Origin of the sequence: Streptomyces sp. NPDC059009, assembly GCF_042740175.1 — a bacterium.
Taxonomy (GTDB): domain Bacteria; phylum Actinomycetota; class Actinomycetes; order Streptomycetales; family Streptomycetaceae; genus Streptomyces.
Genome location: NZ_JBHYJB010000065.1, coordinates 20,780 through 46,064, shown reverse-complemented (window position 1 = coordinate 46,064; position 25,285 = coordinate 20,780). Strand labels below are relative to the sequence as shown.

The 25,285-nt window shown below is 72.6% G+C and carries 24 protein-coding genes; 16 read left to right on the top strand and 8 right to left on the bottom strand.

The genetic code is table 11. The annotated features are described in order from the left end of the window. Together ACFWYM_RS41960 and ACFWYM_RS41955 are read left to right on the top strand one after the other, a co-directional pair. On the top strand, nucleotides 1-655 hold a 655-nt coding region (locus ACFWYM_RS41960), incomplete at its 5' end, for an oligopeptide/dipeptide ABC transporter ATP-binding protein (RefSeq protein WP_384850055.1). Further along, nucleotides 648-1,304 carry an ABC transporter ATP-binding protein gene (locus ACFWYM_RS41955; protein ID WP_384850052.1) on the top strand — a complete coding sequence of 219 codons (657 nt, stop codon included), beginning with the start codon at nucleotides 648-650 and terminating at the stop codon, nucleotides 1,302-1,304. The genes ACFWYM_RS41960 and ACFWYM_RS41955, both read left to right, overlap by 8 nt. A gap of 84 nt (nucleotides 1,305-1,388) precedes the next feature. Here the strand turns inward: ACFWYM_RS41955 and ACFWYM_RS41950 are convergent, their stop codons facing one another. Then, a complete protein-coding gene (locus ACFWYM_RS41950; RefSeq protein WP_384850049.1) occupies nucleotides 1,389-2,198 on the bottom strand; it encodes a DeoR/GlpR family DNA-binding transcription regulator in 810 nt (269 codons plus the stop codon). 283 nt (nucleotides 2,199-2,481) lie between these two features. On the opposite strand from ACFWYM_RS41950, the gene ACFWYM_RS41945 reads away from it, so the two are divergent. The 9 genes from ACFWYM_RS41945 to ACFWYM_RS41905 all read left to right on the top strand — a co-directional run bounded on the left by ACFWYM_RS41945 (nucleotide 2,482) and on the right by ACFWYM_RS41905 (nucleotide 13,149). Further along, on the top strand, nucleotides 2,482-3,849 hold the full coding sequence (locus ACFWYM_RS41945) for an MFS transporter (protein ID WP_384850046.1): 1,368 nt from the start codon (nucleotides 2,482-2,484) through the stop codon (nucleotides 3,847-3,849). 8 nt (nucleotides 3,850-3,857) lie between these two features. Next, a complete protein-coding gene (locus tag ACFWYM_RS41940; RefSeq protein ID WP_384850043.1) occupies nucleotides 3,858-5,402 on the top strand; it encodes an FGGY family carbohydrate kinase in 1,545 nt (514 codons plus the stop codon). Continuing rightward, complete coding sequence (locus ACFWYM_RS41935; RefSeq protein ID WP_384850041.1) at nucleotides 5,395-6,918, top strand: FGGY-family carbohydrate kinase; 1,524 nt, start codon at nucleotides 5,395-5,397, stop codon at nucleotides 6,916-6,918. The genes ACFWYM_RS41940 and ACFWYM_RS41935 overlap by 8 nt, the downstream gene beginning before the upstream one ends. Continuing rightward, nucleotides 6,915-7,544, top strand: a complete 630-nt coding sequence (locus tag ACFWYM_RS41930; RefSeq protein WP_384850038.1) for a histidine phosphatase family protein — start codon at nucleotides 6,915-6,917, stop codon at nucleotides 7,542-7,544. The genes ACFWYM_RS41935 and ACFWYM_RS41930 overlap by 4 nt, the downstream gene beginning before the upstream one ends. A gap of 31 nt (nucleotides 7,545-7,575) precedes the next feature. Then, nucleotides 7,576-8,628: a 2-hydroxyacid dehydrogenase gene (locus tag ACFWYM_RS41925; RefSeq protein WP_384850035.1), complete on the top strand. Its 1,053-nt coding sequence runs from the start codon at nucleotides 7,576-7,578 to the stop codon at nucleotides 8,626-8,628. 75 nt (nucleotides 8,629-8,703) lie between these two features. Further along, entirely contained in the window at nucleotides 8,704-10,083 is a 1,380-nt protein-coding gene (locus tag ACFWYM_RS41920) for a ribulose-bisphosphate carboxylase (protein ID WP_384850032.1), read from the top strand. A gap of 168 nt (nucleotides 10,084-10,251) precedes the next feature. Then, entirely contained in the window at nucleotides 10,252-11,127 is an 876-nt protein-coding gene (locus tag ACFWYM_RS41915) for a phosphatidylinositol-specific phospholipase C/glycerophosphodiester phosphodiesterase family protein (RefSeq protein WP_384850029.1), read from the top strand. 126 nt (nucleotides 11,128-11,253) lie between these two features. After that, a complete protein-coding gene (locus ACFWYM_RS41910) occupies nucleotides 11,254-11,448 on the top strand; it encodes a hypothetical protein (RefSeq protein ID WP_384850027.1) in 195 nt (64 codons plus the stop codon). 105 nt (nucleotides 11,449-11,553) lie between these two features. Then, nucleotides 11,554-13,149, top strand: coding sequence for a hypothetical protein (locus ACFWYM_RS41905; protein WP_384850024.1), 1,596 nt, complete (start codon nucleotides 11,554-11,556; stop codon nucleotides 13,147-13,149). Here the strand turns inward: ACFWYM_RS41905 and ACFWYM_RS41900 are convergent. From ACFWYM_RS41900 to ACFWYM_RS41875, 6 genes are all read right to left on the bottom strand, one after another. Further along, nucleotides 13,142-13,771: a class F sortase gene (locus ACFWYM_RS41900; RefSeq protein ID WP_384850021.1), complete on the bottom strand. Its 630-nt coding sequence runs from the start codon at nucleotides 13,769-13,771 to the stop codon at nucleotides 13,142-13,144. The two genes, ACFWYM_RS41905 and ACFWYM_RS41900, sit on opposite strands and share 8 nt — an antisense overlap. Before the next feature lie 85 nt (nucleotides 13,772-13,856). After that, nucleotides 13,857-14,405: a hypothetical protein gene (locus ACFWYM_RS41895; RefSeq protein WP_384850018.1), complete on the bottom strand. Its 549-nt coding sequence runs from the start codon at nucleotides 14,403-14,405 to the stop codon at nucleotides 13,857-13,859. A 144-nt stretch (nucleotides 14,406-14,549) separates the two neighbouring features. Beyond that, nucleotides 14,550-16,562: an ATP-binding protein gene (locus ACFWYM_RS41890; RefSeq protein ID WP_384850015.1), complete on the bottom strand. Its 2,013-nt coding sequence runs from the start codon at nucleotides 16,560-16,562 to the stop codon at nucleotides 14,550-14,552. After that, nucleotides 16,549-17,262 (bottom strand): response regulator transcription factor, encoded by a 714-nt coding sequence (locus ACFWYM_RS41885; protein ID WP_384850063.1) that lies wholly within the window; start codon nucleotides 17,260-17,262, stop codon nucleotides 16,549-16,551. The genes ACFWYM_RS41890 and ACFWYM_RS41885 overlap by 14 nt, the downstream gene beginning before the upstream one ends. A gap of 119 nt (nucleotides 17,263-17,381) precedes the next feature. Beyond that, nucleotides 17,382-18,575: a phosphodiester glycosidase family protein gene (locus tag ACFWYM_RS41880; protein WP_384850012.1), complete on the bottom strand. Its 1,194-nt coding sequence runs from the start codon at nucleotides 18,573-18,575 to the stop codon at nucleotides 17,382-17,384. A gap of 134 nt (nucleotides 18,576-18,709) precedes the next feature. After that, on the bottom strand, nucleotides 18,710-19,075 hold the full coding sequence (locus tag ACFWYM_RS41875) for a DUF779 domain-containing protein (protein WP_384850009.1): 366 nt from the start codon (nucleotides 19,073-19,075) through the stop codon (nucleotides 18,710-18,712). A gap of 150 nt (nucleotides 19,076-19,225) precedes the next feature. Here ACFWYM_RS41875 and ACFWYM_RS41870 point away from each other — a divergent pair, with 150 nt between their 5' ends. Then, a complete protein-coding gene (locus ACFWYM_RS41870; RefSeq protein WP_384850006.1) occupies nucleotides 19,226-20,470 on the top strand; it encodes a TetR/AcrR family transcriptional regulator in 1,245 nt (414 codons plus the stop codon). Between the two features lie 46 nt (nucleotides 20,471-20,516). Here ACFWYM_RS41870 and ACFWYM_RS41865 read toward each other — a convergent pair whose 3' ends face one another. Continuing rightward, a complete protein-coding gene (locus ACFWYM_RS41865) occupies nucleotides 20,517-21,476 on the bottom strand; it encodes an oxygenase MpaB family protein (protein ID WP_384850003.1) in 960 nt (319 codons plus the stop codon). A 155-nt stretch (nucleotides 21,477-21,631) separates the two neighbouring features. Between ACFWYM_RS41865 and ACFWYM_RS41860 the strand changes: the two genes are divergently transcribed. The 4 genes from ACFWYM_RS41860 (at nucleotide 21,632) to ACFWYM_RS41845 (ending at nucleotide 25,283) form a co-directional block, all read left to right on the top strand. Then, on the top strand, nucleotides 21,632-22,783 hold the full coding sequence (locus ACFWYM_RS41860) for a glycoside hydrolase family 88 protein (RefSeq protein WP_384850000.1): 1,152 nt from the start codon (nucleotides 21,632-21,634) through the stop codon (nucleotides 22,781-22,783). A 96-nt stretch (nucleotides 22,784-22,879) separates the two neighbouring features. Next, nucleotides 22,880-23,680: a rhomboid-like protein gene (locus ACFWYM_RS41855; RefSeq protein WP_384849996.1), complete on the top strand. Its 801-nt coding sequence runs from the start codon at nucleotides 22,880-22,882 to the stop codon at nucleotides 23,678-23,680. 78 nt (nucleotides 23,681-23,758) lie between these two features. After that, the gene (locus ACFWYM_RS41850) at nucleotides 23,759-24,688 is read left to right on the top strand and encodes a DUF5829 family protein (RefSeq protein WP_384850060.1); all 930 of its coding nucleotides are present in this window, start codon (nucleotides 23,759-23,761) and stop codon (nucleotides 24,686-24,688) included. A 235-nt stretch (nucleotides 24,689-24,923) separates the two neighbouring features. After that, entirely contained in the window at nucleotides 24,924-25,283 is a 360-nt protein-coding gene (locus ACFWYM_RS41845; RefSeq protein WP_384849994.1) for a phosphopantetheine-binding protein, read from the top strand. Nucleotides 25,284-25,285 lie beyond the last annotated feature (2 nt).

Sequence of the window (25,285 nt, the reverse complement as noted above, 5' to 3'; positions counted from 1 at the left end):
ATCCCAACTGGTGTTGACCCTGGGGGTGTTCAGGGGCGTCCGCACCCGGGTGGGGGGCGGGGCCGTGGAGGGGGCGCCCGCGCGCACCTCGTTCCCCGTCGACCACCTGGACCGCTATCCGCACGAGCTGTCGGGCGGCCTCGCCCAGCGCGCCGCGACCGCGCTCGCACTGATCGGGGACGCCCCGCTGCTCCTCGCGGACGAGCCCACCACCGGGCTCGACCGCGACCTGGTGGACCGCACGGTGGACGAGCTGCGCCGCCACACGGGGGAGGACCGCGCGCTGCTGATGATCACGCACGACCTGGCGGCGGCGGAGCGCATCGCCGACCGGATCGCCGTGATGTACGCGGGCCGCATCGTCGAACTCACCGACGCCGCGGCCTTCTTCGGCGGGCCCGGTCCCCGGCACCCGTACGCCCGCGGCCTCCTGAACGCCCTGCCCGAGCGCGCGTTCACCCCCATCCCGGGCATGCCCCCGGAACTGGGCGCCCTCCCGGACGGCTGCGCCTTCGCCGCGCGCTGCCCCCGGGCGAGCGCGGCGTGCGAGGACCAGCCGCCGTTCGTGGACGGCTTGGCCTGCCATCATCCGGAAGCCGCGCTTGAGTCCGCGACCGCCGTCGTCACCCCCGCCGAGGAGGCCCGCCATGCTTGAACTCGGTGCCGTCACCGCCGGATACGACCCCCGTGAGCCCGTCTTCCGCGACGTCAGCCTCTCCATCGAGACCGGCGAGTCCGTCGGGCTCCTCGGGCCGAGCGGCTGTGGCAAGTCCACCCTCGCGCGAGTCGCCGCGCTGCTGCACCGCCCCGACGCCGGACGCCTCGTCATCGACGGTGAGCCCGCCCGCGGCTGGCGCCATCGCGCACCCCGCGAGCAGCGCACCGCCTTCGGGGTGGTCTTCCAGCAGCCCCGGCTCTCCGCCGACCCCCGGCTCACCCTGGCCGACCTGATCGCGGAACCCCTGCGGGCCACCGGCCGCCCCGAGAAGGGGGAAGTGCGCGAGCGCGTAAGGGAGTTGGCGGACACCACCGGGCTCGGTGGCGATCTGCTGCGGCGCCGCCCGCACGAGGTGAGTGACGGGCAGCTCCAGCGCGCCTGCCTGGCCCGGGCCCTGGTGCTGCGGCCGCGGTGGCTGATCTGCGACGAGATGACCGCGATGCTGGACGCCTCCACGACGGCGGCCCTCGTCGCGGTCGTCGAGGAGTACCGGCGCGGGAGCGGTGCCGGGCTGCTCGCCGTCGGACACGACCGGGCCCTGCTCGAGCGGTGGTGCGACCGGACGGTGCGCTGGGCGGACCTCTAGGTCCCGGGAGGGGACCTCTAGGTCCCGGGAGGGCAGCAGGGATGGGCGCTCAGCCCGCGGCGGGGCCCAGCCCGCGGCGGGAGCTCAGTCCTCGGCCGCCTGTGCCTGGCCCCGCGCCACCACCCGTACCTCCAAGCCGTCCGCGCGCAGCGCTCGTACCCGCTCGGCGGGCAGGCCGTCGTCCACGACCAGCAGGTCGAAATCGGTCACCGGCGCGAGCGCGTAGAGCCCGTCGCGGACGAACTTCGAGTGGTCGGCGACCAGCACCCGCCGGGTCGCCGCAGCCATCATCGCCCGCTTGACCTGCACCGTCTCCGGTGACGTGTGATAGCAGCGGCCGCGGGTCACCGCCGTCGTCGACATGAACAGCACATCCGCGCGGAACGCCTCCACACTGTCGGCCGTGTGCAGGCCCATGAACGCGTCGTACGCCGGGAAATAGGAGCCGCCGAGCGCGATCAGGGAGACGCCGGGCTCCTTGGCGAGCGCCGCCATCGCGGGCAGCGAGTTCGTGATCACCGTGAGCGGGGTCAGCGACTGGAACTGCCGCGTCATGTGCAGACACGTCGTGCTGTCGTCGAGCAGCACCGTCTGGCCGGGGCGCACCAGCGTCGCGGCGGCCCGCGCCAGCAGCTGCTTCGTCTGCGCCATCGTCGACATGCGCTCGGCGACACTGCCGTGGAACTGCGCCGAGGGCAGCCCCGTCGCACCGCCGCGCACCTTGCGCAGCCAGCCCTGCGACTGCAGGAAGTCCAGATCCCGGTGGATCGTCATCAGGCTGACGTCGAACTCCTCGGCGAGCTCCGCGGCCCGCACGAAGCCGCCCCCGAGCACCCACTCCCGGATGCGGCGGCGCCGCTCCTCCCTGACGTCCGCCCGGTCCGTCCCCGCCATCGCGCCCGCCGCCTCTCCGGTGGTTCCCGGGTTCGCGCCCGGTCTTTTCCGTGTGAAGTTACTGAGTGATGTTCTCATGGATTTCACAGCCGTGCCGGGCCGTACGGGGGAGTGCGGCCAGTTGAGGGGCGGGGGTCGAAGGTCCTCCTCACACGGCGAACGACCCCCCGTACGGGATGAATTCCCACTCGATTGACTTGGCTTTATTCCCACTTGTTAGCTCGGTTCTGCGTCCACCCCGTCCCCCTCGTGGACACCTCATCCACCGCCGCAGGGAGCTTCAATGACGAACACTCCCGTGCCGCCCGCCATGGGCAGCACCGACCGACCGCGTTCCGTCTTCACACGCGTCGGCATCCCCCAGTCCCTCTCCTGGGGCTATCTCGGACTCCTCGTCTTCATGACCGGTGTCGGCATCGAGGCCGGCTACCTCTCGCCGTACCTGGAGAGCCTCGGCATCTCCGCCTCCAATGTCGCGATGGTCTTCACCGTCTACGGCATCACCGGAGCCGTCGCCGCCTGGTTCGCCGGGGCGCTCTCCGACCTGTGGGGCCCGCGCAAGGTGATGTGGATCGGGCTCATCACCTTCGTCGTCACCCATGTCTTCTTCCTGACGGTGGCCATCCCGAGCGCCGACTATCCGCTGCTGCTCCTCGGCTACGGCCTGCGCGGCCTCGCCTTCCCGCTCTTCGCCTACGCCTTCCTCGTCTGGATCGCCGCCGTCGCGCCCGCCCGCCAGATGGGCAGCGCCATGGGCTGGTTCTGGTCCGCCTTCTCCGCCGGGCTGCCGACCATCGGCTCGCTCGCCGCGAGCCTGCTCATCCCGCATATCGGGGAGCGGGGCACCCTCTGGGCCGCGCTCGGGGTGGTCGTCGCCGGTGGTCTCATGGCGCTCCTCCTGATGCGCGAACGGACCGGGTCGCAGCGCCTCGCGCCCGCCGGGGAGAGCCCCATGGCCGGGCTCGTCGGCAGCCTCACCATCCTCTACCGCAACCCGCGCGTCGGCGCCGGAGCGGCGGTCCGGATGTTCAACACCGCCTCGCAGTTCGGCTTCCTGGTCATGCTGCCCGTGTGGTTCGTGAAGGAGATCGGGCTCACCAACGAACAGTGGCTGCGCCTGCTCGCCATCATGTTCGCCACCAACATCGTCACCAACGCCCTCTTCGGAGCCATCGGCGACCGGGTCGGCTGGCGCACCACCGTCGCCTGGTGCGGCGGCCTCGGCTGCACCCTGTCGACCCTCGTCCTCTACTACGTGCCCACGGCGGTCGGCTCCCAGTACCTGGTGTGCGTGCTGGTCGCCGTCTTCTACGGCGCGACGCTCTCCGGATACGTGCCGCTGTCCGCCCTGATGACGGCCATCGCACCCACCCACAAGGGCCAGGCCATGGCCGCCCTCAACCTCGGCGCCGGCGCCTCCACCTTCGTGGGGCCGCTCGTCGTCAGCCTCTTCCTCGGGCCGCTCGGGGTCGGCGGAGTCACCTGGATCTTCGCCGGATTCCACGCGGTCAGCGCGCTGCTCACACTCGTCCTGAAGACGACCGTGCCGCCGCTCGCACCCTCGCAGTCCCTGCCGCGTCAGGCCGAAACCGGGAATGACCTCCTTGTCAGCCCTACCGGCGCCACCAGCAGCACTCCGAAGGGACGGTGAACCACCCCATGTCGGTCCTCGCCATCGATGTCGGCACCACCATGATCAAGTCCGTGGTCTTCGACGACCAGGGCACCGAGATCGCCGTGTCGCGGCTCGCCACCGAGGTGCACCGGCGCCACGCGGGCTGGGCCGAGCAGGACATGGACACCGTGTGGAACGCCGTCGTCTACACCGTCCGCAACGCCCTCTCCGAGATCGACGACCCGGTCTGGCTGGTGACCTTCACCGCGCAGGGCGACGGCGCCTGGCTGGTCGACAAGGCCGGGCGCCCCACCGGGCCCGCCATCCTCTGGTCCGACGGGCGCTCCGGCGACATCCTCACCCGCTGGGAGCGCGAGGGCGTCCTCGAAGAGGCGTTCCGCCGCAACGGCTCCCTCACCTGCTCCGGCATGCCGAACGCCATCTTCAGCTGGCTCGGCTCCCGCGACCCGCAGCGCCTGGCCCGCTCCAGCGCCTCGCTGACCGCCGCGGGCTGGCTGTTCCTCAATCTGACCGGTGTCGTCGCCATGGACGAGTCGGACGCCTCGGCGCCCTTCCTCGACCACCGGACCGGCGACTACGACCAGGAGATCATCGACCTCTTCGGTCTCACCGCCTACGCCCGGCTGCTGCCGAAGGTCCTCGGCGAGGAGGAGCGCATCGCAGAGATCACCAAGGAGGCGGCGAGCCAGCTGGGCCTGCCCGAGGGGCTCCCGGTCGTGATGGCCCCCTACGACATCGCCTCCACCGCCCGCGGCGTCGGCGTCGTCAACCCGGGCCAGGCGTGCTCGATCCTCGGCACCACGCTCTGCACGGAGATCGTCCGGCACGACGTCGACACCACCGGCGAGCCGTCCGGCATCAACATCGCCTACCGCGGCCGCGAGCGCATCCTGCGCGCCTTCCCCACCCTCAACGGCGCCGAGGTCCTCGGCTGGGCCTCCAAGCTGCTGCGCCTGGAGGGCGGCCCGCCGGAGCTGTCCGAGCTGGCCTTCACGGCGGCGCCCGGAGCGGGCGGCCTGATGTTCATGCCGTATCTCTCGCCGGCCGGGGAGCGCGCCCCGTTCCTCGACCCGCGCGCCCGCGGCGCCTTCTGGGGACTGTCCCTGGAACACACCCGGGCCGAGATCGCCCGCGGCGTCTTCGACGGACTCTCCCTCGCCCTGCGCGACTCCCTCGTGGCCTCGCGCACGGACGTCACCGAGCTGCGGCTGTGCGGCGGCGGCGCCAACAGCGACGCCTGGTGCCAGCTCATCGCCGACGCCACCGGCGTGCCCACGGCCCGCTCCGGCGACACCGAACTGGGCGCCAAGGGCGCCTTCCTCACCGGCCTGGTGCTCAGCGGCGCCGAGTCGAGCATGCACAGCGCCGCCGCCAAGTACGTGCGGATGCGCACCAGTTGGGAGCCGGACCCGAAGCGCTCCGCCTTCTATGCCAGCCAGTTCGACTCCTTCCTGAAGTGGCGCACCCTCGCCCGCGACTCCGGCTGGAGCGCCGAGGCCGCCGTCCCCGGCCCCCGTACCGCGACCGAAGCAGCCGACCGCCCGCACATCGGAGACTTCCATGACTGACCAACTGACCGCACAGCCGGGCCAGTTGCCCGCCGACGCCGTCTGGCTCGGCCTCGACCTCGGCACCCAGTCGGCCCGCTGCGTCGCCGTCGACGCCACCGGCCAGGTCCTCGCCGCCGCGTCCCGGCCGCTCATCAGCCACCGCGACGGCAAGCGCCACGAGCAGGACCCCGAGCAGTGGTGGACCGCCCTCGCCGAGGCGTGCCGCGAGGCCCTCACGGACATCGCCCCCGAGCGGGTCCGCGGCCTCGCCATCGACGGCACCTCCGGCACCATCCTCCTGGCCGACGCCGCGGGCACCCCCCTCACCCCGGGCCTCATGTACGACGACGGGCGCGCCGCCGAGCAGGCACAGCGCGCCAACGCCGTCGGCGAGCCGGTGTGGCAGGAGCTCGGCTACCGCTCCATGCAGCCCTCCTGGGCGCTGCCCAAGCTGCTCTGGCTGCTTGAGCAGGAGAGCTATCAGACGGCAGCAGCCGCCACGGGGGTGCGGCTGCTGCACCAGGTGGACCTCGTCACCTGGCGGCTCGCGGGCCGCCAGGTGGCGAGCGACGCCAGCCACGCCCTCAAGACCGGCTACCACCTGGTCGAGGAGCGCTGGCCGGAGCAGGAGTTCGCCGAACTCGGCGTCCCCGAGGGCCTGTTGCCCGACGTCGTGCGCCCCGGCACCGTCCTCGGCACGGTGTGCGCCGAGGCCGCCGCGGCCACCGGCATCCCCGAGGGCACCGCGATCGTCGCGGGCATGACCGACGGCTGCGCCGCCCAGATCGGCGCGGGCGCCCTCACCCCCGGCGCCTGGAACTCGGTGCTCGGCACCACCCTCGTCTTCAAGGGCATGAGCCCGCACCTGGTGCGCGACCCGGCCGGGGTCGTCTACTGCCACCGCGGGCCCGGCGACAGCTGGCTGCCCGGCGGCGCCTCCAGCAGCGGCGCGGGCGTCATCTCCCGCGAGTTCCCCGGCGCCGACCTCGCCGAACTCACCGTCCTGGCCGCCGAGTCGGACCGCGACACGGTCGCCTACCCGCTGGTGTCCACCGGCGGCGAGCGCTTCCCCTTCCGCGCCCCCGACGCCGAGCCCTTCGTCCTCGGTGAGCCGACGTCCGAGGCCGAGCGCTTCCACGCGTACCTCCTGGGCGTGGCCTGTGTGGAGCGGCTCTGCTTCGACTACCTGGACCTGCTCGGCGCCCCCGTCGACGGTCCGCTGACCCTGACCGGCGGCGGCGCGAAGAACCCCTACTGGAGCCGGCTGCGCGCCGACGTCATGGGCCGCCCGGTGCGGCTGCCCGAGCAGGCCGAGGGCGCCATCGGCATGGCCGTCCTCGCCGCCACCTCCAGCGGGGTGTCCGTGCAGGACGCCGCGGCCGCCCTGGTCCGCATCGGCGAGGAGATCCAGCCGGACCCGGCCCGCACCCTCCGCTGGACCCCCGTCTACCTCGCCTTCCTCGACGAACTCGTCCGACGCGGCTGGCTCGACAACGCCGTCGCCGCACACGCCAAGCAGAGGGCAGCACAGTGACCGACTTCATCCTCGTACGCCACGGCGAGACCGTCTGGCACGCCGAGAACCGGTACGCGGGCCGCGCCGACGTGGCCCTCACCGAGCGCGGGCTGCATCAGGCCGAGCAGCTCGGCGCCTGGGCGCGCGGCCAGCAGATCGACGCCGTGTACACCTCGACGCTGTCCCGGGCGCGCTACACCGCGGCCCCCGCCGCCCGCGCGCTCGGCCTCGAACCCACCGCCGACGAGCGGCTCTGCGAGATCGACTTCGGCGACGGCGAGGGGCTGACCATCGCCGAGATGGCCCAGCGGTTCCCCGAGCAGCAGGCCGCCTTCCTGCGCGACCCGGTCGCGAACCACCTCCCGAACGGCGAGGACCCCCGCAAGGCCGCCGAGCGGGCCCGCACCTGCCTGGAGGAGATCGCCGCCGCCCGCCCCGGCGGACGGATCCTGATCGTCGCGCACAACGCCCTCTTCCGGGTCCTGCTGTGCGACCTGCTCGGCATCGAACTCGGCGCCTACCGGCGGGTGTTCCCGGTCCTCGACAACGGCACCCTCACCGAGGTCCGCCTCAGTGGCGGCAACGCGTCCCTCCTGCGCTTCAACGCGCCGACGCCCGCCGTCCCCGCCATCTCGCTCCCCTGACCCACCCACCCCTCACCGAGAGAGCACCATCATGAGCACCAAGGTCCTCGCCGCAGGCGACCACTTCGTCCTCCCGCACCTCCTCACCGAGGAAGTGGAGAAGGCCACCGACGGCGCGGTGGACGTCACCGAGCTCAAGCTGCCCTGGCCGCACACCCCCTTCGGCCCCGTCGCCGAGGTCATCGAGGCGTCCGGCACCGAGGACGAGCTGATCGAGGCGCTCCAGGGCGTCGAGGTCTGCGTCACCCAGCTCGCCCCGCTCACCGAGCGCATTCTCGCCAACTGCCCCGACCTGAAGCTGATGTGCATCAGCCGCGGCGGCCCCGTCAACGCCAACCTGGAGGCGGCCACGCAGCACGGCGTCGCCGTCTGCTACGCCCCCGGCCGCAACGCCGTCGCCACCGCCGAGCACACCCTCACGCTGCTGCTGGCCGCCGCCCGCGGCGTCGGGGACACCCACTACGACATGCGGGGCGGTGTCTGGCGCGGCGACTACTACGACTACGACAACTGCGGCATCGAGATCGACGGCGCCACCGTCGGCCTCATCGGCTACGGAGCGATCGGCTCGCGCGTCGCCAAGGTCCTCAAGGCCATGGGCGCCGAGGTCCTCGTCCACGACCCGTACGTCAAGCCCGAGCTGGTCGAGGGCATCGCCGAACTCGTCGGCCTGGACGAGCTGTTGACCCGCTCCCGCATCGTCTCGCTGCACGCCCGCGTGACCGACGAGACCAAGGGCATGATCGGCGCCGAGCAGCTCGCGAAGATGCCGCGCGGCTCCGTCCTCGTCAACTGCGCCCGCGGCGCGCTCCTCGACTACGAGGCGGTCTGCGACGCCCTGGAGTCGGGGCAGCTGGCCGGCTGCGGCTTCGACGTGTTCCCCGAGGAGCCCGTCCCCGCCGACTCCCGCCTGCTCAAGGCCCCCGGCGTCGTGATGACCCCCCACATCGCGGGCGGCAGCCAGGAGGTCGCGCACAAGGCGGCCCGCATCGTCGCCGGTGAGGTCGGCCGCTACCTGCGCGGCGAGCCGCTCGCCCACTGCGCCAACCCGGACGTCTTCAAGGCCGCCCCGGCCCAGGGCTGAACGCCGCCCAGAGCTGAGCGCCGCCCCGGGCCGAGCGCCGCACACCCCCCACGAGAATTCAAGGAGAACCACGTCATGGACCAGTCGAACCGCTACGCGCGCCTCGACCTCAGCGAGGCCGAGCTCATCGAGGGCGGGCGCCACGTGCTGTGCGCCTACACCATGAAGCCCAAGGCGGGCTACGGCGACTTCCTCTCCACCGCCGCCCACTTCGCCGCCGAGTCGTCGACCGGCACCAACGTCGAGGTGTGCACCACCGACGACTTCACCAAGGGTGTCGACGCCCTCGTCTACGAGATCGACGAGCCCCGCGAGCTCATGAAGATCGCGTACCCGATCGAGCTCTTCGACCGCAACATCATCGACGGCCGCGCGATGCTCGCGTCGTTCCTGACCCTCACCATCGGCAACAACCAGGGCATGGGCGACGTCGAGTACGCCAAGATGCACGACTTCTACGTGCCGCCGGCCTACCTGCGCCTGTTCGACGGCCCGGCCATGAACATCCAGGACATGTGGCGCGTCCTCGGCCGCCCGGTGGTCGACGGCGGCATGGTCGTCGGCACCATCATCAAGCCGAAGCTCGGCCTGCGCCCGCAGCCCTTCGCCGACGCCTGCTACGACTTCTGGCTCGGCGGCGACTTCATCAAGAACGACGAGCCGCAGGGCAACCAGGTCTTCGCGCCGCTCAAGGACACGATGAAGGCCGTGGCCGACGCGATGCGCCGGGCCCAGGACGCCACCGGCGAGGCGAAGCTGTTCTCCGCCAACATCACCGCCGACGACCCGGCCGAGATGATCGCCCGCGGCGAGTTCATCCTGGAGACCTTCGCCGAGAACGCCTCGCACGTCGCGTTCCTCGTCGACGGCTACGTGGCCGGACCGACCTCCGTCACCACCGCCCGCCGGAACTTCCCGAACCAGTTCCTGCACTTCCACCGCGCCGGCCACGGCGCCGTGACCAGCCCGCAGTCGCAGCGCGGCTACACGTCCTTCGTGCACTGCAAGATGACCCGCCTCCAGGGCGCCTCCGGCATGCACACCGGCACCATGGGCTACGGCAAGATGGAGGGCGACGCCGCCGACAAGAACATCGCGTTCATGCTGGAGCAGGACGCCGCCGACGGCCCCTTCTACCACCAGGAGTGGCTGGGCCTGAAGTCCACCACCCCGATCATCTCCGGCGGCATGAACGCCCTGCGTCTGCCCGGCTTCTTCGACAACCTGGGCCACTCGAACGTGATCCAGACCTCCGGCGGCGGCGCCTTCGGCCACAAGGACGGCGGCACCGCGGGCGCCAAGTCCCTGCGCCAGGCCCAGGACGCCTGGCAGCAGGGCATCAAGCTCACCGAGTACGCCAAGGACCACCCGGAGCTGAAGGGCGCCTTCGAGTCGTTCACCGCCGACGCGGACAAGCTCTACCCGACGTGGCGCGACGAGCTCGGCGTCAAGTGAACGCCGGAGAGCGCATGAACGCCCGAGAGCACATGAACGTCTGAGAGCACATGAACGCCTGAGGGCAAGTCCGCCAACTCATGGCAAGCGCCTCCCTGTTGGCGCCGTACGGGGCACATACTCCCCAAGGCCCGTAACGCCGTACGGCACTACCAGGGAGGCACCGTCATGGCCCGCACCACCCGTCGCAGAGCCCTCACCACCCTCGGCGCCGCCGTCGCAGGATCGCTCGTCGTGCCCGCGTACGCCTCCGCGGCCGAGCAGCGCACGGGCGGCGGCCGCCACCCCCGGCCCCTGTTCCGCGCCCACGCCCACAACGACTACGAGCACCCCCGCCCCCTCCTCGACGCCCTCGACCACCGCTTCAACAGCGTCGAGGCCGACATCTACCTCGTCGACGGAGAGCTCCTGGTCGCCCACGACCCGGCCGACCTCGACCCCACCCGCACCCTCGAATCCCTCTACCTGGACCCCCTGGCGGCCCGCATTCGCGCCAACCACGGCTCCGTGTACCGGGGTTGGCACACCCCGCTGCAGCTCCTCATCGACATCAAGACCGAGGGCGCCTCGACGTACGCCGAGCTCGACCGCCATCTCGCCCGCTACCGGCGGATGTTCACGACGTACGCGAAGGGCACGGTGCACCGCTCCGCCGTCACCGCCGTGATCTCCGGCGACCGCGCGGCCCGCGGCCCGATGGAGGCGCAGCAGCTGCGCCGCGCCTTCTACGACGGGCGCCTCCTCGACATGCTCGCCCCGACCCCCGCGCCCGCCTCCTTCATGCCGCTCATCAGCGACAACTGGACCCTCAGCTTCACCTGGCAGGGCGCGGGACCGATGCCCGCCGCCGAACGCGACAAGCTGCGCTCGATCGTGGGCAGCGCCCACCAGCGCGGCCAGCGCGTCCGCTTCTGGGCCACCCCGGACCTCGCGGGCCCCGAGCGCGAGGCGGTGTGGACCGAGTTGCTGGCCGCCGGAGTGGACCATCTCAACACCGACGACCTCGCGGGCCTGGAGGCTTTCCTCGACGCGCACGGGCGGTAGGGACGCGGGCAACGAGCCCTGCGTCACCACCCGTTCGGCGGGCACGTCGCGCGTCCGGACGGCCCCTCCGCTGCGCCACACTGACGGCCGAAAGCCGCGGTGCTGACGTGGCGGAGGAGGTTCGACGTGGCCATTTCGGTGTCTGTGGTGCTGCTGCTTCTGATCCTTGCGGTGGTCTTCCTGCGCAACGGGGCGCTGAAGGTCTCGCACGCGATCGTCTGCACGCTCCTCGGCTTCTTCCTCGCGGGCAGCAGCATGGCGCCCACGATCCACAACGGCCTGACGGCGACGGCCGACATCGTGAGCGGTCTCCAGCCCTGACCTCCGCGGGTGCGCACCGTCGCCGCATGGCGTGATCGTTGCGGCCTCGTGAACAACTCCCGTGATTGCATGGACACTTCATGGGGTCGGCTCTAGCTTCGGCGCATGCCACGCATGTCTCCCCGGGCCCTGCGCCGAGCGCTCGCCCTGACCCTCACGGTCCCGGCCGCCTCCCTCGCCGTCCCGGCCCACGCCGACGACATCCCCAAGGCCCCCGGCCACCGGCTCGTCGAGCAGTACGCGGGCGCGCCCGCCACCGCCGCCCCGGTGCCCGGACCGACGCCGCCCCAGCACCCCTACCTCGCCGCCAACGGCCGCAGCGGGATGCACGCCGACGCGGCGGGCAGCGGAACCTACCCGTGGAACGGGCCGCTGGGGAAGAAGCCGAAGGTCAGCAGCGAGAAGATGGCGGCGCTCGGCGGCGAGTGCGCGACGGTCACCTTCGACAAGGCGGGCCGCATCGTCACGGTCTGCGGCACCTTCACGGGCTTCCTGGTCAAGCTCCTCGACCCCACGTCGATGCAGACGCTCGCCGAGTACAAGCTGCCGCAGCGGCCCTCCACCGTCGAGGCCATCACCCGGCTCGACTTCTCGAAGATCTTCAAGGACACCTCGGGCGGCGCCTACTCCTATCTCGACAACGAGGACCGCCTCGTCCTCGCCGACTCCCGTCAGCACATCGTCCGCCTCGCCCACGAGCAGGCCGCGGACGGGAGTTGGCGCTTCGTCGTCGACAAGGACTGGGACCTCACCGCGCAGGTCCCGCACGACTGCGTGAGCTGGACCAACCTCTACCCCAGCGGCGAGTGCGACCCGGTGACGTCCGTGATGCCCGACTGGCAGGGGCGGATCTGGTGGGTGACCCGGCAGGGCCGCATCGGCACCGTCGACCCGAAGTCCGAGTCCGGCTCCGGTGCCATCCGGTCGATCCGGCTCGACGGGGAGGAGATCCAGAACTCCTTCACCGTCGCCGAGGACGGCGTCTCCATCGTCTCCGACCACGCCCTGTACAGCTTCAAGGCCGCCGCCGACGGCACGCCCGAGGTGCAGTGGCGCCAGACGTACGACCGTGGCACCGGCTCCAAGCCCGGCTCGGTCAACCAGGGTTCCGGGACGACGCCCGACCTGTTCGGCGAGCACGACGAGTACGTGGCGATCACCGACAACGCCGACGACCGCATGAACGTCCTCGTCTACCGCCGCGACCCCCGGGTCCCGGACGACAAGCGCCTCGTGTGCAAGGTGCCGGTCTTCGGCTCCGGCGCCTCCACCACCGACAACTCGATGATCAGCCACGGCAACAGCCTCGTCGTCGAGAACAACTACGGCTACGAGAACCTCACTTCGCTCACCTTCGGGCGCAGCGTCGTCGGCGGCGTCAGCCGGGTCGACGTGCGCGCGGACGGCAGCGGCTGCGACACGGTGTGGGAGAGCGACGTGCGCTCCCCGTCGACGGTGCCCAAACTCTCCACCGCCGACGGCCTCGTGTACCTCTACACGAAGGAGCCCAACAAGCTGGGCATCGACGCCTGGTACCTCACGGCCGTCGACTTCCGCACCGGCGAGCAGAAGTGGAAGCAGCTCGCCGGCACCGGCCTCGCCTACGACAACAACTGGGCGCCCGTGACGCTCGGGCCCGACGGCACCGCGTACGTCGGGGTCTTCAACGGACTGGTGGCGGTGCGCGACGGCGTCAGCTGAGCTCGGCGTACACGATGAGGTTGTCCACCGGGTGGCCCGCGTCGTCGAACGCGCCGTCGCACGTGATCAGCCGCAGCGCGCGGGAGTTGGTGGCGCCGTAGACCTTGTCCGTGGGGAAGGTCTTCTTGCTGACCGTCTCGGTGCCGGTGACGGTGAAGCGGAGGGCCTTGCCGCGAGAGTTGCGTACGGTGATGTCCGCGCCCTTGCGGATCTTCTTCAGGTCGTGGAAGACGGCTTTGCCGAACCGGGTGTCGTTGTGGCCGATGATCACGGACGCGCCGGGCTCCCCGGGCGCCGGGTTGCCGGTGTACCAGCCCGCGGTCATGCCCTTCTCGGCGGGCGGCACCTCGACCGTGCCGTCGTCGTTGAGGCCGAGCCGCATCAGGCCGCTGGAGACGCCGACGGAGGGGATCGAGACGCGGGTGGGGGATGTCGAACGGTCGCTCGCCTGCCGGTCCGGGGAGGGCGCGTCGGACACGACGGGCGCGTCGGAGGCCGTGATGGTCCGCACCTCGTCGGTGCCGTCCGAACAGCCGGTGACGGCCGAGGCGAGGGCGAGACAGGCGACGGCGGGCAGGACGTGGGTGCGCCAGATCGGTTGCGGGCTGCGGCTGCGGAACATGCGGGCTCCTGACGGCTCCTGGAGGCTGGGTCGGCAACGGGCGTGGCGCCGCCCGGGGGCAGGGGCGGCGCCACGGTCAGAAGGGTCAGCCGTTGTGACCGGAGCCCCGGCGGCGCAGCACGAAGGTGCCGGCGCCCGCGAGGAGAGCCGCACCGGCGGCCGAACCGGCGAGCACCGTCGAGGTGTCGGTGCCGGAGGAGGCGGGGCGCTCGCCCGCGGCGACGCCGCCGCGCGGCTTCTTCTCCATGCCCTGCTGGTCGGCGGCGGCGCGCTTCTTGGCCGCCAGGGCAGCGGCCTCCTTCTTCTTCGCCGCGTCCGAGGGGGCGTCGGGCTTGGGCGCCTCCGAGGGAGCCTCGGTCTTGGGCGCCGGGGTGGGCTTGGTGGCCGGGAGCTCGCCCGCGGCGACGCCGCCGCGCGGCTTGGACTCGGAGGGCACCTTGGAGTCGGCGGGCGCCTTGGGCCTCGGCGTCTCGGAGGCCGCCGTGCCGGGGGCCTTGGGCTTCGGTGTCGCGTCGTCGGCGAAGGCCGCGGCCGACGGCACGAGCACCCCGCCGAGCACAGCGGACGTGAGGACGGCGGTGCGCAGCGACTGGCGGCTCGCCGACGGGCGGCGGTGGGACGCGTGACGGGACATGAAAGTGGCTCCAATTCAGCTTCGGCTCGGCCGGATCGGCCGGTTCGTCGCCCCGCGTGCCGCGCTGGGCGGCGCCGCCGGGGCGTGATCGTCAGCCTCGCGCGAAGTTATGAGGAACCTGTCAGGACACTTATGAGGAACCTGTCAGGGCGCTGTGGGCTTCACATCAGGGCCGCCGCCCGGCCCCTGCACCGGAAGCCGCAGCGTGAAGACCGAGCCCTCGCCCTCCGTGCTGACCGCGCTCGCCGAACCGCCGTGCGCCTCCGCGAGCTTGCGGACGATCGCCAGGCCGAGCCCGCTGCCTCCGGTGCGCCGGTTGCGGGACTTCTCCGCGCGCCAGAAGCGGTCGAAGACATGCGGCAGATCGGCCGCGGGGATGCCGCTGCCCGAGTCGGCGACCTCCACCACGACCAGGCCCGACTCCCAGCCGTCGGCCAACTGCTCCGCACGCGCCCGGAGTTCGACCGTGCCGCCCTCGGGGGTGTGCCGCACCGCGTTCGAGACGAGGTTGCCGACGGCCTGCCGCAGCCGCACCGGGTCGGCCGTGAGCGCGACGGGCGGGCCCGTGGGCGCGGTCACCTGCAGAGCGACGTCCGCCGCGTCCGCCCGTACCTGATGGGCGGCGGCGACCTGGGCGAGCAGCTCCGTCACCCGGACCGGCTCGGGGTGCAGGCGCAGCGCGTCCGCGTCCGCCTGGGCGAGGTCCTGGAGGTCGTCGATGATGTGCTGGAGCTGCACGGCCTCCTCCAGGAGCGAGGAGACGAACGCCGGGTCGGGGTCGGCGAGTCCGTCCTGGGCCGCCTCCAGCCAGCCGCGGATATTGCTCAGCGGCGTCCGCAGCTCGTGCGCGACATCGCTGACCATGGCCTTGCGCAGCTCCTCCAGGCGGGTCCGGTGCGCCGCCATGTCGTTGAAGGCGGCGGCCAGTTGGCCGATCTCGTTGTCGGCGCTGACCGGGACGGGGTCCGAGCGGTCCCCGTCCTTGAGGCGCTGCGCCGCTCCCGTGAGGGCCCGCAGCGGCCGCACCAGGCGGCTGCCCGTGAGCACGGACACCCCGAAGGTCAGGGCGAGCACCAGGGCCGCGACGCCCGCGATCTTGGCGGTGTTCGCGGGGGAGAGGTCGAAGCCCGGCACGCTCGCGCGGTCCGGGTCGCCGATGAACAGGAGCGCGGGCCCCGCCACGTAGGAGCGCAGCTGCTCCTGGCGGGACGAGTTCACACAGGACGCGACGGTCTCGTCGGCGTTGTCGTCGTAGGCCGTCGGCGCCGGACCCGGCTTCGTCATGTCCAGGCCCAGCTTGACGGGATCCCGGTCCTGGCGGCGCAGACAGGCGTCGGTGAGCTTGGTGAGGGCCTCGAGCGCCTTCGTCTCGGTCTTGGTGGGCTCGTCGAGGAAGCTCGGCACCTTCGCGGTGGGCGGCTTCTCGCTGGGTGCCCGCGTTCCGGGGACTCTCGGCTCGGGGGACGGGACCTGGGCCGAGGCCGCGCACTTCGCCATCTCGGCGTCGGTGTCCACCCGGCCGCTCGCGGTCTCCGTGACGCGGGGGCGTCCGGCCGGGTTCACCTCGACGTCGGCGGGGATCCCCATCTGCCGCACGCACTCCGCGTTCCGCTCGGCCACCGCCCGCAGCTCGGCCCGCTCCGCCGCGGGCAGCTTGAACGGCCCGACGGCGCGCGGGTCGATGCGGTCGGTCGTGGCCGTGCTCCCCGTCGCGGGCGTACCGCCCGAGCCGAGCAGCGTGTCCACCGTCAGCGGGTCGACGACCGCGGAGTGGCGCGTGGGCAGGGCGGGCGGGGAGTCGCCGGTGGCGGAGTCGGCGATGGTCCGGCGGTCCGGGGCCTGCGTGGTCACGGCGATGCGGCGGCCGTACTGGTCCGCCAGGTCCCGCACCGTCTTCTCGACGCCGTCCCACTGGCGGTGCTCGGCCGCGTAGCCGAGCAGGGTGTCGTAGATGCGGGCGTCGTCGGCGAGGTTCTGGCCCTGCTCCTGCCGGATCGCCCCGGACGTCGTCTGCACCGCGAGCCAGGCCGTCGCCGCCACGGAGCACGCGGCGACCAGCGCCGAGACGGCGAGGAAGCGGCCGAGCAGGCTCTTGCGCAACGGGAGCCTGCGGTAGGGGCGTTCGGCCCTCCTGGCCCGTCCCTTACGCCGGGCCACGACCCGCGCCCTTCTCGGGGTCGGTCAGCTTGTAGCCGACGCCGAAGACGGTGAGCAGCCGCACGGGGCGGCGCGGTGCGGGCTCGATCTTCTTGCGGAGGTTCATGACGTGCACGTCGACGGTGCGGTTGCTGATGAACCGGTCGAAGCCGTGCAGCTCCTCGAGCAGCTGCTGCCGGGTGAAGACCCGGTCGGGCTCGGCGGCCAGCGTCTGCAGCAGCCGGAACTCGCCGGGCGTGCACTCCACCGCGGTCCCCTCGACGGTCACCTCGTGCCGGTCGGGGTCGACGCACAGCGCGCCCACCGAGAGGACGGAGCTCTCCGGCTCCGGTGCGGGCGCCGCGGTGCGCCGGGACCGGCGCAGCAGCGTGCGCACCCGGGCCATCAGCTCGCGCGGGCTGTAGGGCTTGGTCATGTAGTCGTCGGCGCCGAGGTCGAGGCCGAGCAGCAGATCGTCCTCGGTGGAGCGGGCCGTCAGCATCAGAACCGGCAGCTCCCGGGCCTCGCCGCGCAGCACCCGCACCACGTCGAGACCGTCCGCGCGCGGCATCATCACGTCGAGGACCAGCAGGTCGGGCTCCTTGTGCCGGACCTGCTCCAGGGCCGCGCGGCCGTCGCGCACGACCGTGACGGAGTGGCCCTCCCGCTCCAGATAGCGGCGGACCAGCTCGGCCTGCTTCTCGTCGTCTTCGGCGACCATGACGTCTGCGCACACGCGGACGATCGTAAATGAGTCCGATTTATGCGGTTTGGGTGCCCCTGTTTCTGTGCCTGCGGGCCGGCGGGGGCACCGCCTCGGGCCGGGCCCGTTCCCCCGGGTCAGGCGGCCGAGAACACCCCTATCCCGTTCGCCACCGCGCGCTCCGGGGCGTCCGTCGGATGATTCCGTACGGTGACGCCGGGCGCCCCCGGATCCCGGGTGACGAGCGTCGAGGAGCCGCCGCCGTCCAGGCTGAACGCGTCGTCGGAGCCCAACTGCCGCATGGTGGCGGCGACTTCGGCGATGGTGAGGCCCGTGCGGTACTGCGGGGCGCCGTCGAGCGCGAGCAGCAGCAGGCGCCGCCCGTGGTCCGTGATCCCGGCCGCCGTGCGCACCGCCGACACCGCGTTGTCCAGGCCCGGCAGCGGCTGCCCGCTCCGCAGCACCGGATAGCCGCCGACCGCGAACCGGAACGGGATGTGCGAGTCCGCGGCCACAAGGCGGTGCCGTAGGAACACCGGGTCGCCCTCCGACAGCTTCCGCAGCCACTGCGCCCCCGCCTCCCGGCCGACCAGGACCGTGGTGTCCGCCGCGATGGGCCCGGAGCCCGGCGCGTCGGCGGCCGCCACCACCCGGCCGCGCTGCACCGTCACCTCGTGGGTGTCCTGGCTGCACGGCGCCGCCCGGTCGGTGTCCGTGCCACAGGTCGAGCGGACCCGCGACGTGCTGCCCCAGTCGGCGGTGAACGCACCTATGGAGCCCACCGGCAGCGCGTACTGGTTGAGCCCGCCGAGCGGGACGCGGCCCTCCCGGGTGCGCACAGACCCGTCGAGGGCGAGGCTGTCCAGGCGGGCCCTGCGGTCGACACCCACGCCGAGGACGTCGCGGGTCGTGGTGGACGGCGGCAGGGCGGGCCCGAAGCGCTGGCCGTCCGGGACGGCGGCCTTGAGGGTGTGGCCGTCCGCGATCGCGGGGCCCACGGGCGCGCCGGTCGGCTCGACGCCGGGGTGCTGGGCCTCGCTGATGTTGAAGAAGTCGCCGTTGACCCCGGCGACGGCGCCCCCGGCGTCGGCCATCGCGGAGACCCGGGAACGGGCGCCCACGGCCCCCGGATACAGCAGCCCGACGCCCACGCGCGGGTCGCGCAGATCCACGCTCAGCACATGGGCGTGCGCCGTGCCCTTCGCCGCCGGTATGTCGAACTCGGTGTACTCCACGCCGGGCGCGACCGTGCGCGCCCGCGCCGTACCGGCCCCCTCCGCGCCGCTGGCCGGTGCCGCTCCCGAAAGAGCCGCACCGGCCAGCGCGCCCATGGCGATGACGGTAGTGAACAGTGCTCTGAGCCGTCTCGTACGTCCGCGCACCGTGCCCCCAGGTCTCCGCTGTGTTCTGTTGGGAGCACCAACTGTCCCAGCGGGCAGGGGAGTTCACCAGACGGTCGGAGTGGCTAGGCCCCGACGAGCCGGGAACGGATCAGGAAACGCACGCCCTCCGGCGCCTCCAGGGAGAAGCCGCTGCCGCGCCCCGGCACGACGTCCACGATCAGCCGGGTGTGGCTCCACACCTCGTACTGGCTCCTGGACATCCAGAACGCGACGGGCTCGGCGACGCCGTCCACGGCAAGGGACGCGAGCAGCACGTCGGAGCCCCCGGTGCGGAACTCGCCCCGCGGATAGCACATGGGCGCACTGCCGTCGCAGCAGCCGCCGGACTGGTGGAACATCAGCGGCCCGTGGTCGGCCCGCAGCCGCCGCACCAAGTCGGCGGCGGCCGGGGTGAGTTCCACGCGGGGGGTGTCCGGCGTCGGGTCCATGGAAGGCAGTCCACACCCGGCGAGGTTGCGAGGAGGTTGCAACCGGTGCCCCACTCCCGCGCCTCGGGCGTCGAGTAGGGTTTCGCTCCCGGGACGCACGGGGTGCACACGGGGCCCACGGGGCATACGGGGGAAGGCGGGGGCACCGAGGTGAGCGGGCAGGTGGAGCGAGGCGCGCGGATCCGGCCGCGCAACCGCAAGCAGCTCATCGTCGCCGCCGCCGGAGCCCGCTTCCTGCGCTTCGGGTACACCGGCACCGCGATGACCGCGATAGCCGCCGACCTGGACGTCACCTCCACCGCCCTCTACCGCCACTTCCCGAACAAGCAGGCCCTCCTCGCGGCCGTCGTCACCGAGGCGACCCGTTCGGTCGCGGCCGCCGCCGAGGAGGCCCGCGGCGACGGCGTCGACGCCCTCCTGGACGTCCTGACCCGGCAGGCCCTGCTCCGCCGCGGCCACCCCGCCCTCTGGCGGCGAGAGGCACGGCAGCTGGACGCCGCCGGGCAACAGGGCACCGGGCGGCGGCTGTTGGTGCTGCGCGACGCCGTGCGGGACGAGCTGTGTGCCGCGCGGGACCTCGGGGAGGCGGACGCCGTCTTCCTCGCCGAGTGCGTGCTGTCGCTGCTCGGCAGCGTCTCGTACCACCAAGTGACGCCCCCGGGCGGCCGGTTGGAGGCGCTCCTGCGGGAACTCGCCGGGCGGGCGGCGACGGCGCCCGTGCCCGTGGCCGTCAGTGGTGCGGTCGGTGTGCCGTTCGCGGCGCCGCAGGCGCCCGAACCTTCGGCGGACCGCCGAGAGCAGCTCGTCCGGGAGGCTACGCGGCTCTTCGCCGCCCGGGGCTACGCCGACGTCGGCATCGAGGACGTGGCCGCGGCCGCCGGGATCGCGGGGCCCAGCGTCTACCACCACTTCAGCGGCAAGGCCGACCTCCTCGCCGAGATCATCGACCGCTCGGCGCGGGCGATCCGCCGCTACACCGACGCGGCCCTCGGCGACGGCAGTTCGCCCGCGGACTCGCTCCGGCTCCTGCTGCGCTCCTACGCCGGGTTCGCCCTCGGCCACCGGGCCGGGATCGCGGTCTCGGTGACCGAGGTGATCCATCTGCCGCGGGCCGAGTCCGCCGCGTACCGGGCGGTGCAGCGCGAGGGCATCCTGCGGTGGGTGCGGCTGCTGTGCGCCGCGCGGCCCGGGCTCGACGAGGACGAGGCGCGGGTGACGGTCCAGGCCGTGGTCATGTTGGTGAACGACGCGGTGCGCCGCCCGCCGCCGGCGGACCCGGGGGAGCGGGCCGCGCTCGTCGACCGCCTGGCGGGCGTCGGCCTGCGCGTCCTGCTCCCCGACCTCGCGTCCCCCGAAGTCGCCCTGCTCCAGGACGTCTTGCCGCAGGAGACGTAGGGCGACCTTGGGCGAACCAGGGCAACCCAGAGCGACCCAGGGCGACTCAGGACACCTTGCGCAGCGCGGCCGCCGCCGCGTCCCAGTCGCGGCCGCCGTGGCTGCCCCACTTCTGCCGCGCCTCGGCGGGCGTCAGCGTCACGGGGTCGATCGGCGGCTCCCCGTACAGCTTCTGCTCCATGACCGGGCGGACGGCCGGGGCAAGTCGGTCGACGGCGGCGAGCAGCGCCGTGGGGCGGGCGGCCGCGCGGGTCAGCGCGCGGGCCGGGGCGGCGATCGCCCGGTCCAGGGCGCGCGGCTGGTCGAAGCCGCCGAGCACCCGCATCCAGCGGGGGATGGTCGCGATGACGGCGGGCGCCATGAAGCGGCTGCCGAGCCACAGCTTCGTCCCCGCCAGGGAGCGGTCCGAGCGCAGGAAGTAGTGGATGAGGGCGCGGGCGTGCTCGGTCATGCAGAGGCGCCGCCGGACGTCCGCGTAGTAGTCCCGCACGTCCGCGCGCGAGCGGGGCACCTTTGCGGGGTCGCAGGTCTGCAGCTCGGCGGCGACGGCCGACTCGGCCCAGAACTGGTCCTGTTCGGCGGCGGAGAGCGGACCGGGCCCGTAGCGCTCGTACATCAGCAGGTTGGAGTGCCAGCCGGTGATGTGGATCCAGAGCTGCGAGTCCGGGTCGTTGGCGCTGTAGGGGCGCTGGGTGACCGGCTCCGTGCCCTGAGCCCGGTCATGGATGCGCATCAGGACGTCCGACGCTCTCAGCGCGGTCCTGGTGTCGGCGACGGCGACGGTGAGGAAGTAGGCGAGCGTGTGGTTGAAGCGGCTCTGCGCGTACTCCCGCACCCCGTTCTGGTCCTCGACCGCCGCGGCCAGGAACGGGTCGAACGACTCGACGACGATGGAGCGCTGGAAGGCGAGCAGGCCCGTCGGCCCGTACCCCCACACCTTCCAGGTGGGCGAGCCGGGCCCGAAGAACCCCCAGTCCTCGCGGCGCGGCAGCGGCTTGTAGGTCATGGCGGTCGGCCTCCCGAATGGCGAGTAACTTCTCGCGGCTCGACGCACCATAGGCTGTGATACATCGAGTCAACAAGGGGTGCGCCGTGGACAGTTGGGGGCTCGTCGCGCAGGATGGGCCCGCTCGCATATTCGCGTATGGAGGAGCTGTTCACATGCGTAGACGAACCTTACTCGCGGGCGGCGCGGCCCTCACCGCGGCCGTCGCCGCACAGCCCTGGTCCACCGGCCCCGCGACGGCCGCCCCCGCGCGACCCGTGGGCGCACTCCCGCCCAAGGGCGCCGTGATCGAGGTGCTCCGCCGCGTCGCCGACCACTGGACCGGCGCCCACGCGGACCCGGGCGACAACGGCTGGGCCAACGCCACGTTCTTCAGCGGACTGCTCGCCCTGCACCGCCTCACCGGCGACGCCAAGTACCTCACGTACGCGCGCGGCTGGGCCGAGAAGCACGCGTACGGGCTCAATGGCGGCGTCACCACCCGGCACGCCGACAACCAGTGCGCGGGCCAGGCGTACCTCGACCTGTACGAGCTCGACCCCGCGCACGACGAGCAGCGGCTCGCCGCGATCGAGACGTGCCTGCACGGCATGACCGTCACCGACCGGCCCGACAAGAACGACGACTGGTGGTGGGACGACGCCCTGCACATGGCGATGCCGCCCTTCGCCCGCCTCGGCGCCCTGCGCCGCGACCCCCGGTACTGGGACAAGCTCCACCGCCTCTACAGCCACACCAGGCACACCGAGGGCGGGCCGGGCCTCTACGACGACGCCAGCGGACTCTGGTACCGGGACAAGCGGTTCCTGCCCGGCGGCATTGTCTCGCCCGGCGGCCGGCCGGTGCTCTGGTCGCGCGGCAACGGCTGGGTGGCCGGCGGCCACGTGAAGACCCTCAAGGCGCTGCCCGCGGGCGAGCGCCACACCGCCGAGTACCGGGCCACCCTCACCCGACTGGTCAAGGCGGTCGCGGCGGTCCAGCGCGCGGACGGCTTCTGGAACGTGAACCTCGCCGACGCGAGCCACCTTCCGGGCCCCGAGACCAGCGGTACCTCCTTCTTCCTGTACGGGACGGTGTACGCGCTCCGGGCCGGGCTCGTGGACCGCGCGGCCCACGAGGCGGTCGCCGCCCGGGCCTGGCACGGCCTCGTCGCGACGGCCGTGCACCCCGACGGGTTCCTCGGCTACGTCCAGAAGGTGGGCGACCGGCCGGAGTCCAGCCAGCCCGTCACGTACGAGAGCACCGCGGACTTCGGCGTCGGGGCGTTCCTGCTCGCGGGGACGGAGCTGGCCCGGCTCGTGAAGTGAGTCATGGGCCCGAGTGAGTTTGCCCGGATAAAAGCATCCATTTACCAGCATTGCGGCGGCGATCAACCATCATGGCCGGGTGAGAGCGAGCCGCCCATGATCCCGGTCCTGCTGGCCTGTGTCGTCTCCTGGTACCTGCTCAAGGCCGTCGGCCGACGGGTCCCCCCGGTGGGGCGGCTCGTCGACCGCGTGGTCCCCTGGACCGGGAAGCTGCACGCGTGGGTGCTCTCGGCCCCCGCCACCTTCTGCTACATCGCCGTCTTCACCTGCTTCACGCTCGTGCAGACGACCTCACCGCCGCGCCTCGTCGACGTGCTTACGCGCGTCAACAGCACCAGCCTCTTCGAACTCCGCAGGGACGCCCTCGACGTCCTTGCCACCAGCGCGTTCTGGGTGGCCGACCGGGGCAGCGGCCTCGCCCTGTACGCGGTCGCCTTCGCCACCGCGGTCGCCTGGGCCGAGCGGCGCTACGGGACGCCGCGGCTCATCCTCATCGCCCTCTCCGGTCATGTGCTCGGCTCGCTCATCACGGAGGGGCTGCTGCAGAACCAGATCAACAGCGGCCGGGCGTCGGAGAAGCTCATCTACTCGACGGACGTCGGTGTGAGCTACATGCTCGTGGCCTCCGTCGCCGCGGCCGTCCTCGTCATGCGCGGCCGGGTGCGGCTCGTCGCGGCCGTGTGCGTCCTCGCCGTCCTCGTCACGCCCATGATCAGCGACCGCACCATCTGGGACCTCGGCCATGTGATCGCGGCCGCCTGCGGGCTCGCGGTGGCCGCCCTGTCCCTGCTGGCCGGACCGCTCCGCGAACCGCCGCCCCTGCGTGTTCCGCGTGTTCAGCGTGTTCCGCGAGAGGGCGGAGTCCAGGACGTTCAGGAGGGCCAGGATCGTGCGTAAGTCCGCCTGAAGTGACCGTAGTTGATTACGATCGCGCTCATGTTGCTGCGAAGTATGCCCAGGATGTCGATGTTGCGGATGGTCATGGTGCTCGCGGTCTCCCTCGCCGCCGTCTTCACAGGAGCGGGCGCCGAAGGGGCGGGCACGGCGCGGGCCGACGACGGCGGTCCGCCGTCCGGGAGACAGGTGCTCTTCTTCAACCACGCCTACGGAGTGCTCGACCGGGAGACCGCCGACGCCATCGAACACTCCGACTACCTCCGGGAGTTCGCCAACTTCGAGGTCCGCACCACGACCGGGTCCGGCGGCCAGACCTGGACCGGCCGCTACCTCAAGGGCCGCGAGACCTACGTCGAGCTCTTCGGCGTCGGGGACGTGCCCGGACAGGACGGCACCCTCGGCTCCACCGGCCTCGGCGTCTCCGCCGAGCGGGCCGGCGGGCTGAACACGGCGGCCGAGCGGCTGGGGGACGAGGGCGTCCCGGAACCCGTACGGTTCCGGCAGACGCGCGACTTCGGCGACGGCGTCCCCGTGCCGTGGTTCGACGCCGTCTTCACCACCGACCAGTACGACGCCTTCGGCGCCTGGGGCATGGAGTACCTGCCGGAGTACTTCGCCGACCCGCGCAGCAAGACGGAGCCCCCCAACTACCCCGGTGACGTGGGCCGCGAGCGCTACCTGCCGGACGACTACCGCGACCACCAGATGCGCGACGTGACCTCGGTCCGGCTCGCCGTCACCGCCCGCGACCTGCGCAACACCGTGCCGCTGCTGCGCGCCGGGGGCTTCGCCGTCAGGACCACCGCGGACGGCGGCGCCGTGGCGCAGGGCGGCGGCACCACGATCCGGCTCGACGCGGTCGCCTCGCGCGACCAGGCGGGCCTGCGACAGCTCACGTTCGGGCTCAACCGGCCCGCGAAGGAGCGGCACGTGCAGCAGATCGGCCACTCGAAGCTGGTCGTCGGGCCGGGCACGGGCGCGGTCTGGGACTTCCCCGCCCCGAAGTAGCTCCGGGAAACGGTCCGGGGGGGGGCTCCCCAGGCAGCCGGGGGAGCGGCTCTGGAAAAAACCGAAGTGCGCGGGGACATCCCCAAGTGGCCCTGGAACCCGCCGCATCGGTGCTGGCCTGCGACGGCGGGAGCGGGCGACGGCGGCTGGCCGAAAAGCGTCGTTGTCGCCCGCACACCCCGGTGTCAGCATCGGCGGACGCCGTGTCGCGCTGCCTTGGGGGAGGCTGATGCCGGTGGATGACCGACTCGCAGTCGACGGAGCGCTCCCGCGCGACACGCTCGGCATGAGTTCCGACTACGTGGCGCCCCGCACCGCCACCGAGGACAGACTCGCCGCCCTCTGGGGGACGGGCCTGGAGATCGCGCCGATCGGCGTCGACGACGACTTCTTCGAACTCGGCGGGGACTCCCTGCTCGCCGCCGAGCTCCAGCTCGCCATCGACCAGGAGTTCGGCGTGGAAGTGCCCGCGGCCGCACTGTTCCTGACGCCCACCGTCGCGGCGCTCGCCGTGGCCGTGGAGGCGGCGGCACGGGACGGCGACGGCAGGGGAACGGCCGAGGGCGTGGACGGCGCCGCGCGGCACGGGGCGTGACC

Bases quoted from the DNA above. Each gene is read 5' to 3' on its own strand.
- ACFWYM_RS41905 (WP_384850024.1), top strand. From the start codon at position 11,554: ATGCCACGCATGTCTCCCCGGGCCCTGCGCCGAGCGCTCGCCCTGACC.
- ACFWYM_RS41880 (WP_384850012.1), bottom strand. From the start codon at position 18,575: ATGGGCGCGCTGGCCGGTGCGGCTCTTTCGGGAGCGGCACCGGCCAGC.
- ACFWYM_RS41855 (WP_384849996.1), top strand. From the start codon at position 22,880: ATGATCCCGGTCCTGCTGGCCTGTGTCGTCTCCTGGTACCTGCTCAAG.
- ACFWYM_RS41925 (WP_384850035.1), top strand. From the start codon at position 7,576: ATGAGCACCAAGGTCCTCGCCGCAGGCGACCACTTCGTCCTCCCGCAC.
- ACFWYM_RS41895 (WP_384850018.1), bottom strand. From the start codon at position 14,405: ATGTCCCGTCACGCGTCCCACCGCCGCCCGTCGGCGAGCCGCCAGTCG.
- ACFWYM_RS41865 (WP_384850003.1), bottom strand. From the start codon at position 21,476: ATGACCTACAAGCCGCTGCCGCGCCGCGAGGACTGGGGGTTCTTCGGG.
- ACFWYM_RS41885 (WP_384850063.1), bottom strand. From the start codon at position 17,262: ATGGTCGCCGAAGACGACGAGAAGCAGGCCGAGCTGGTCCGCCGCTAT.
- ACFWYM_RS41955 (WP_384850052.1), top strand. From the start codon at position 648: ATGCTTGAACTCGGTGCCGTCACCGCCGGATACGACCCCCGTGAGCCC.
- ACFWYM_RS41915 (WP_384850029.1), top strand. From the start codon at position 10,252: ATGGCCCGCACCACCCGTCGCAGAGCCCTCACCACCCTCGGCGCCGCC.
- ACFWYM_RS41850 (WP_384850060.1), top strand. From the start codon at position 23,759: ATGGTCATGGTGCTCGCGGTCTCCCTCGCCGCCGTCTTCACAGGAGCG.
- ACFWYM_RS41920 (WP_384850032.1), top strand. From the start codon at position 8,704: ATGGACCAGTCGAACCGCTACGCGCGCCTCGACCTCAGCGAGGCCGAG.
- ACFWYM_RS41940 (WP_384850043.1), top strand. From the start codon at position 3,858: ATGTCGGTCCTCGCCATCGATGTCGGCACCACCATGATCAAGTCCGTG.
- ACFWYM_RS41875 (WP_384850009.1), bottom strand. From the start codon at position 19,075: ATGGACCCGACGCCGGACACCCCCCGCGTGGAACTCACCCCGGCCGCC.
- ACFWYM_RS41945 (WP_384850046.1), top strand. From the start codon at position 2,482: ATGACGAACACTCCCGTGCCGCCCGCCATGGGCAGCACCGACCGACCG.
- ACFWYM_RS41935 (WP_384850041.1), top strand. From the start codon at position 5,395: ATGACTGACCAACTGACCGCACAGCCGGGCCAGTTGCCCGCCGACGCC.
- ACFWYM_RS41860 (WP_384850000.1), top strand. From the start codon at position 21,632: ATGCGTAGACGAACCTTACTCGCGGGCGGCGCGGCCCTCACCGCGGCC.
- ACFWYM_RS41950 (WP_384850049.1), bottom strand. From the start codon at position 2,198: ATGGCGGGGACGGACCGGGCGGACGTCAGGGAGGAGCGGCGCCGCCGC.
- ACFWYM_RS41900 (WP_384850021.1), bottom strand. From the start codon at position 13,771: ATGTTCCGCAGCCGCAGCCCGCAACCGATCTGGCGCACCCACGTCCTG.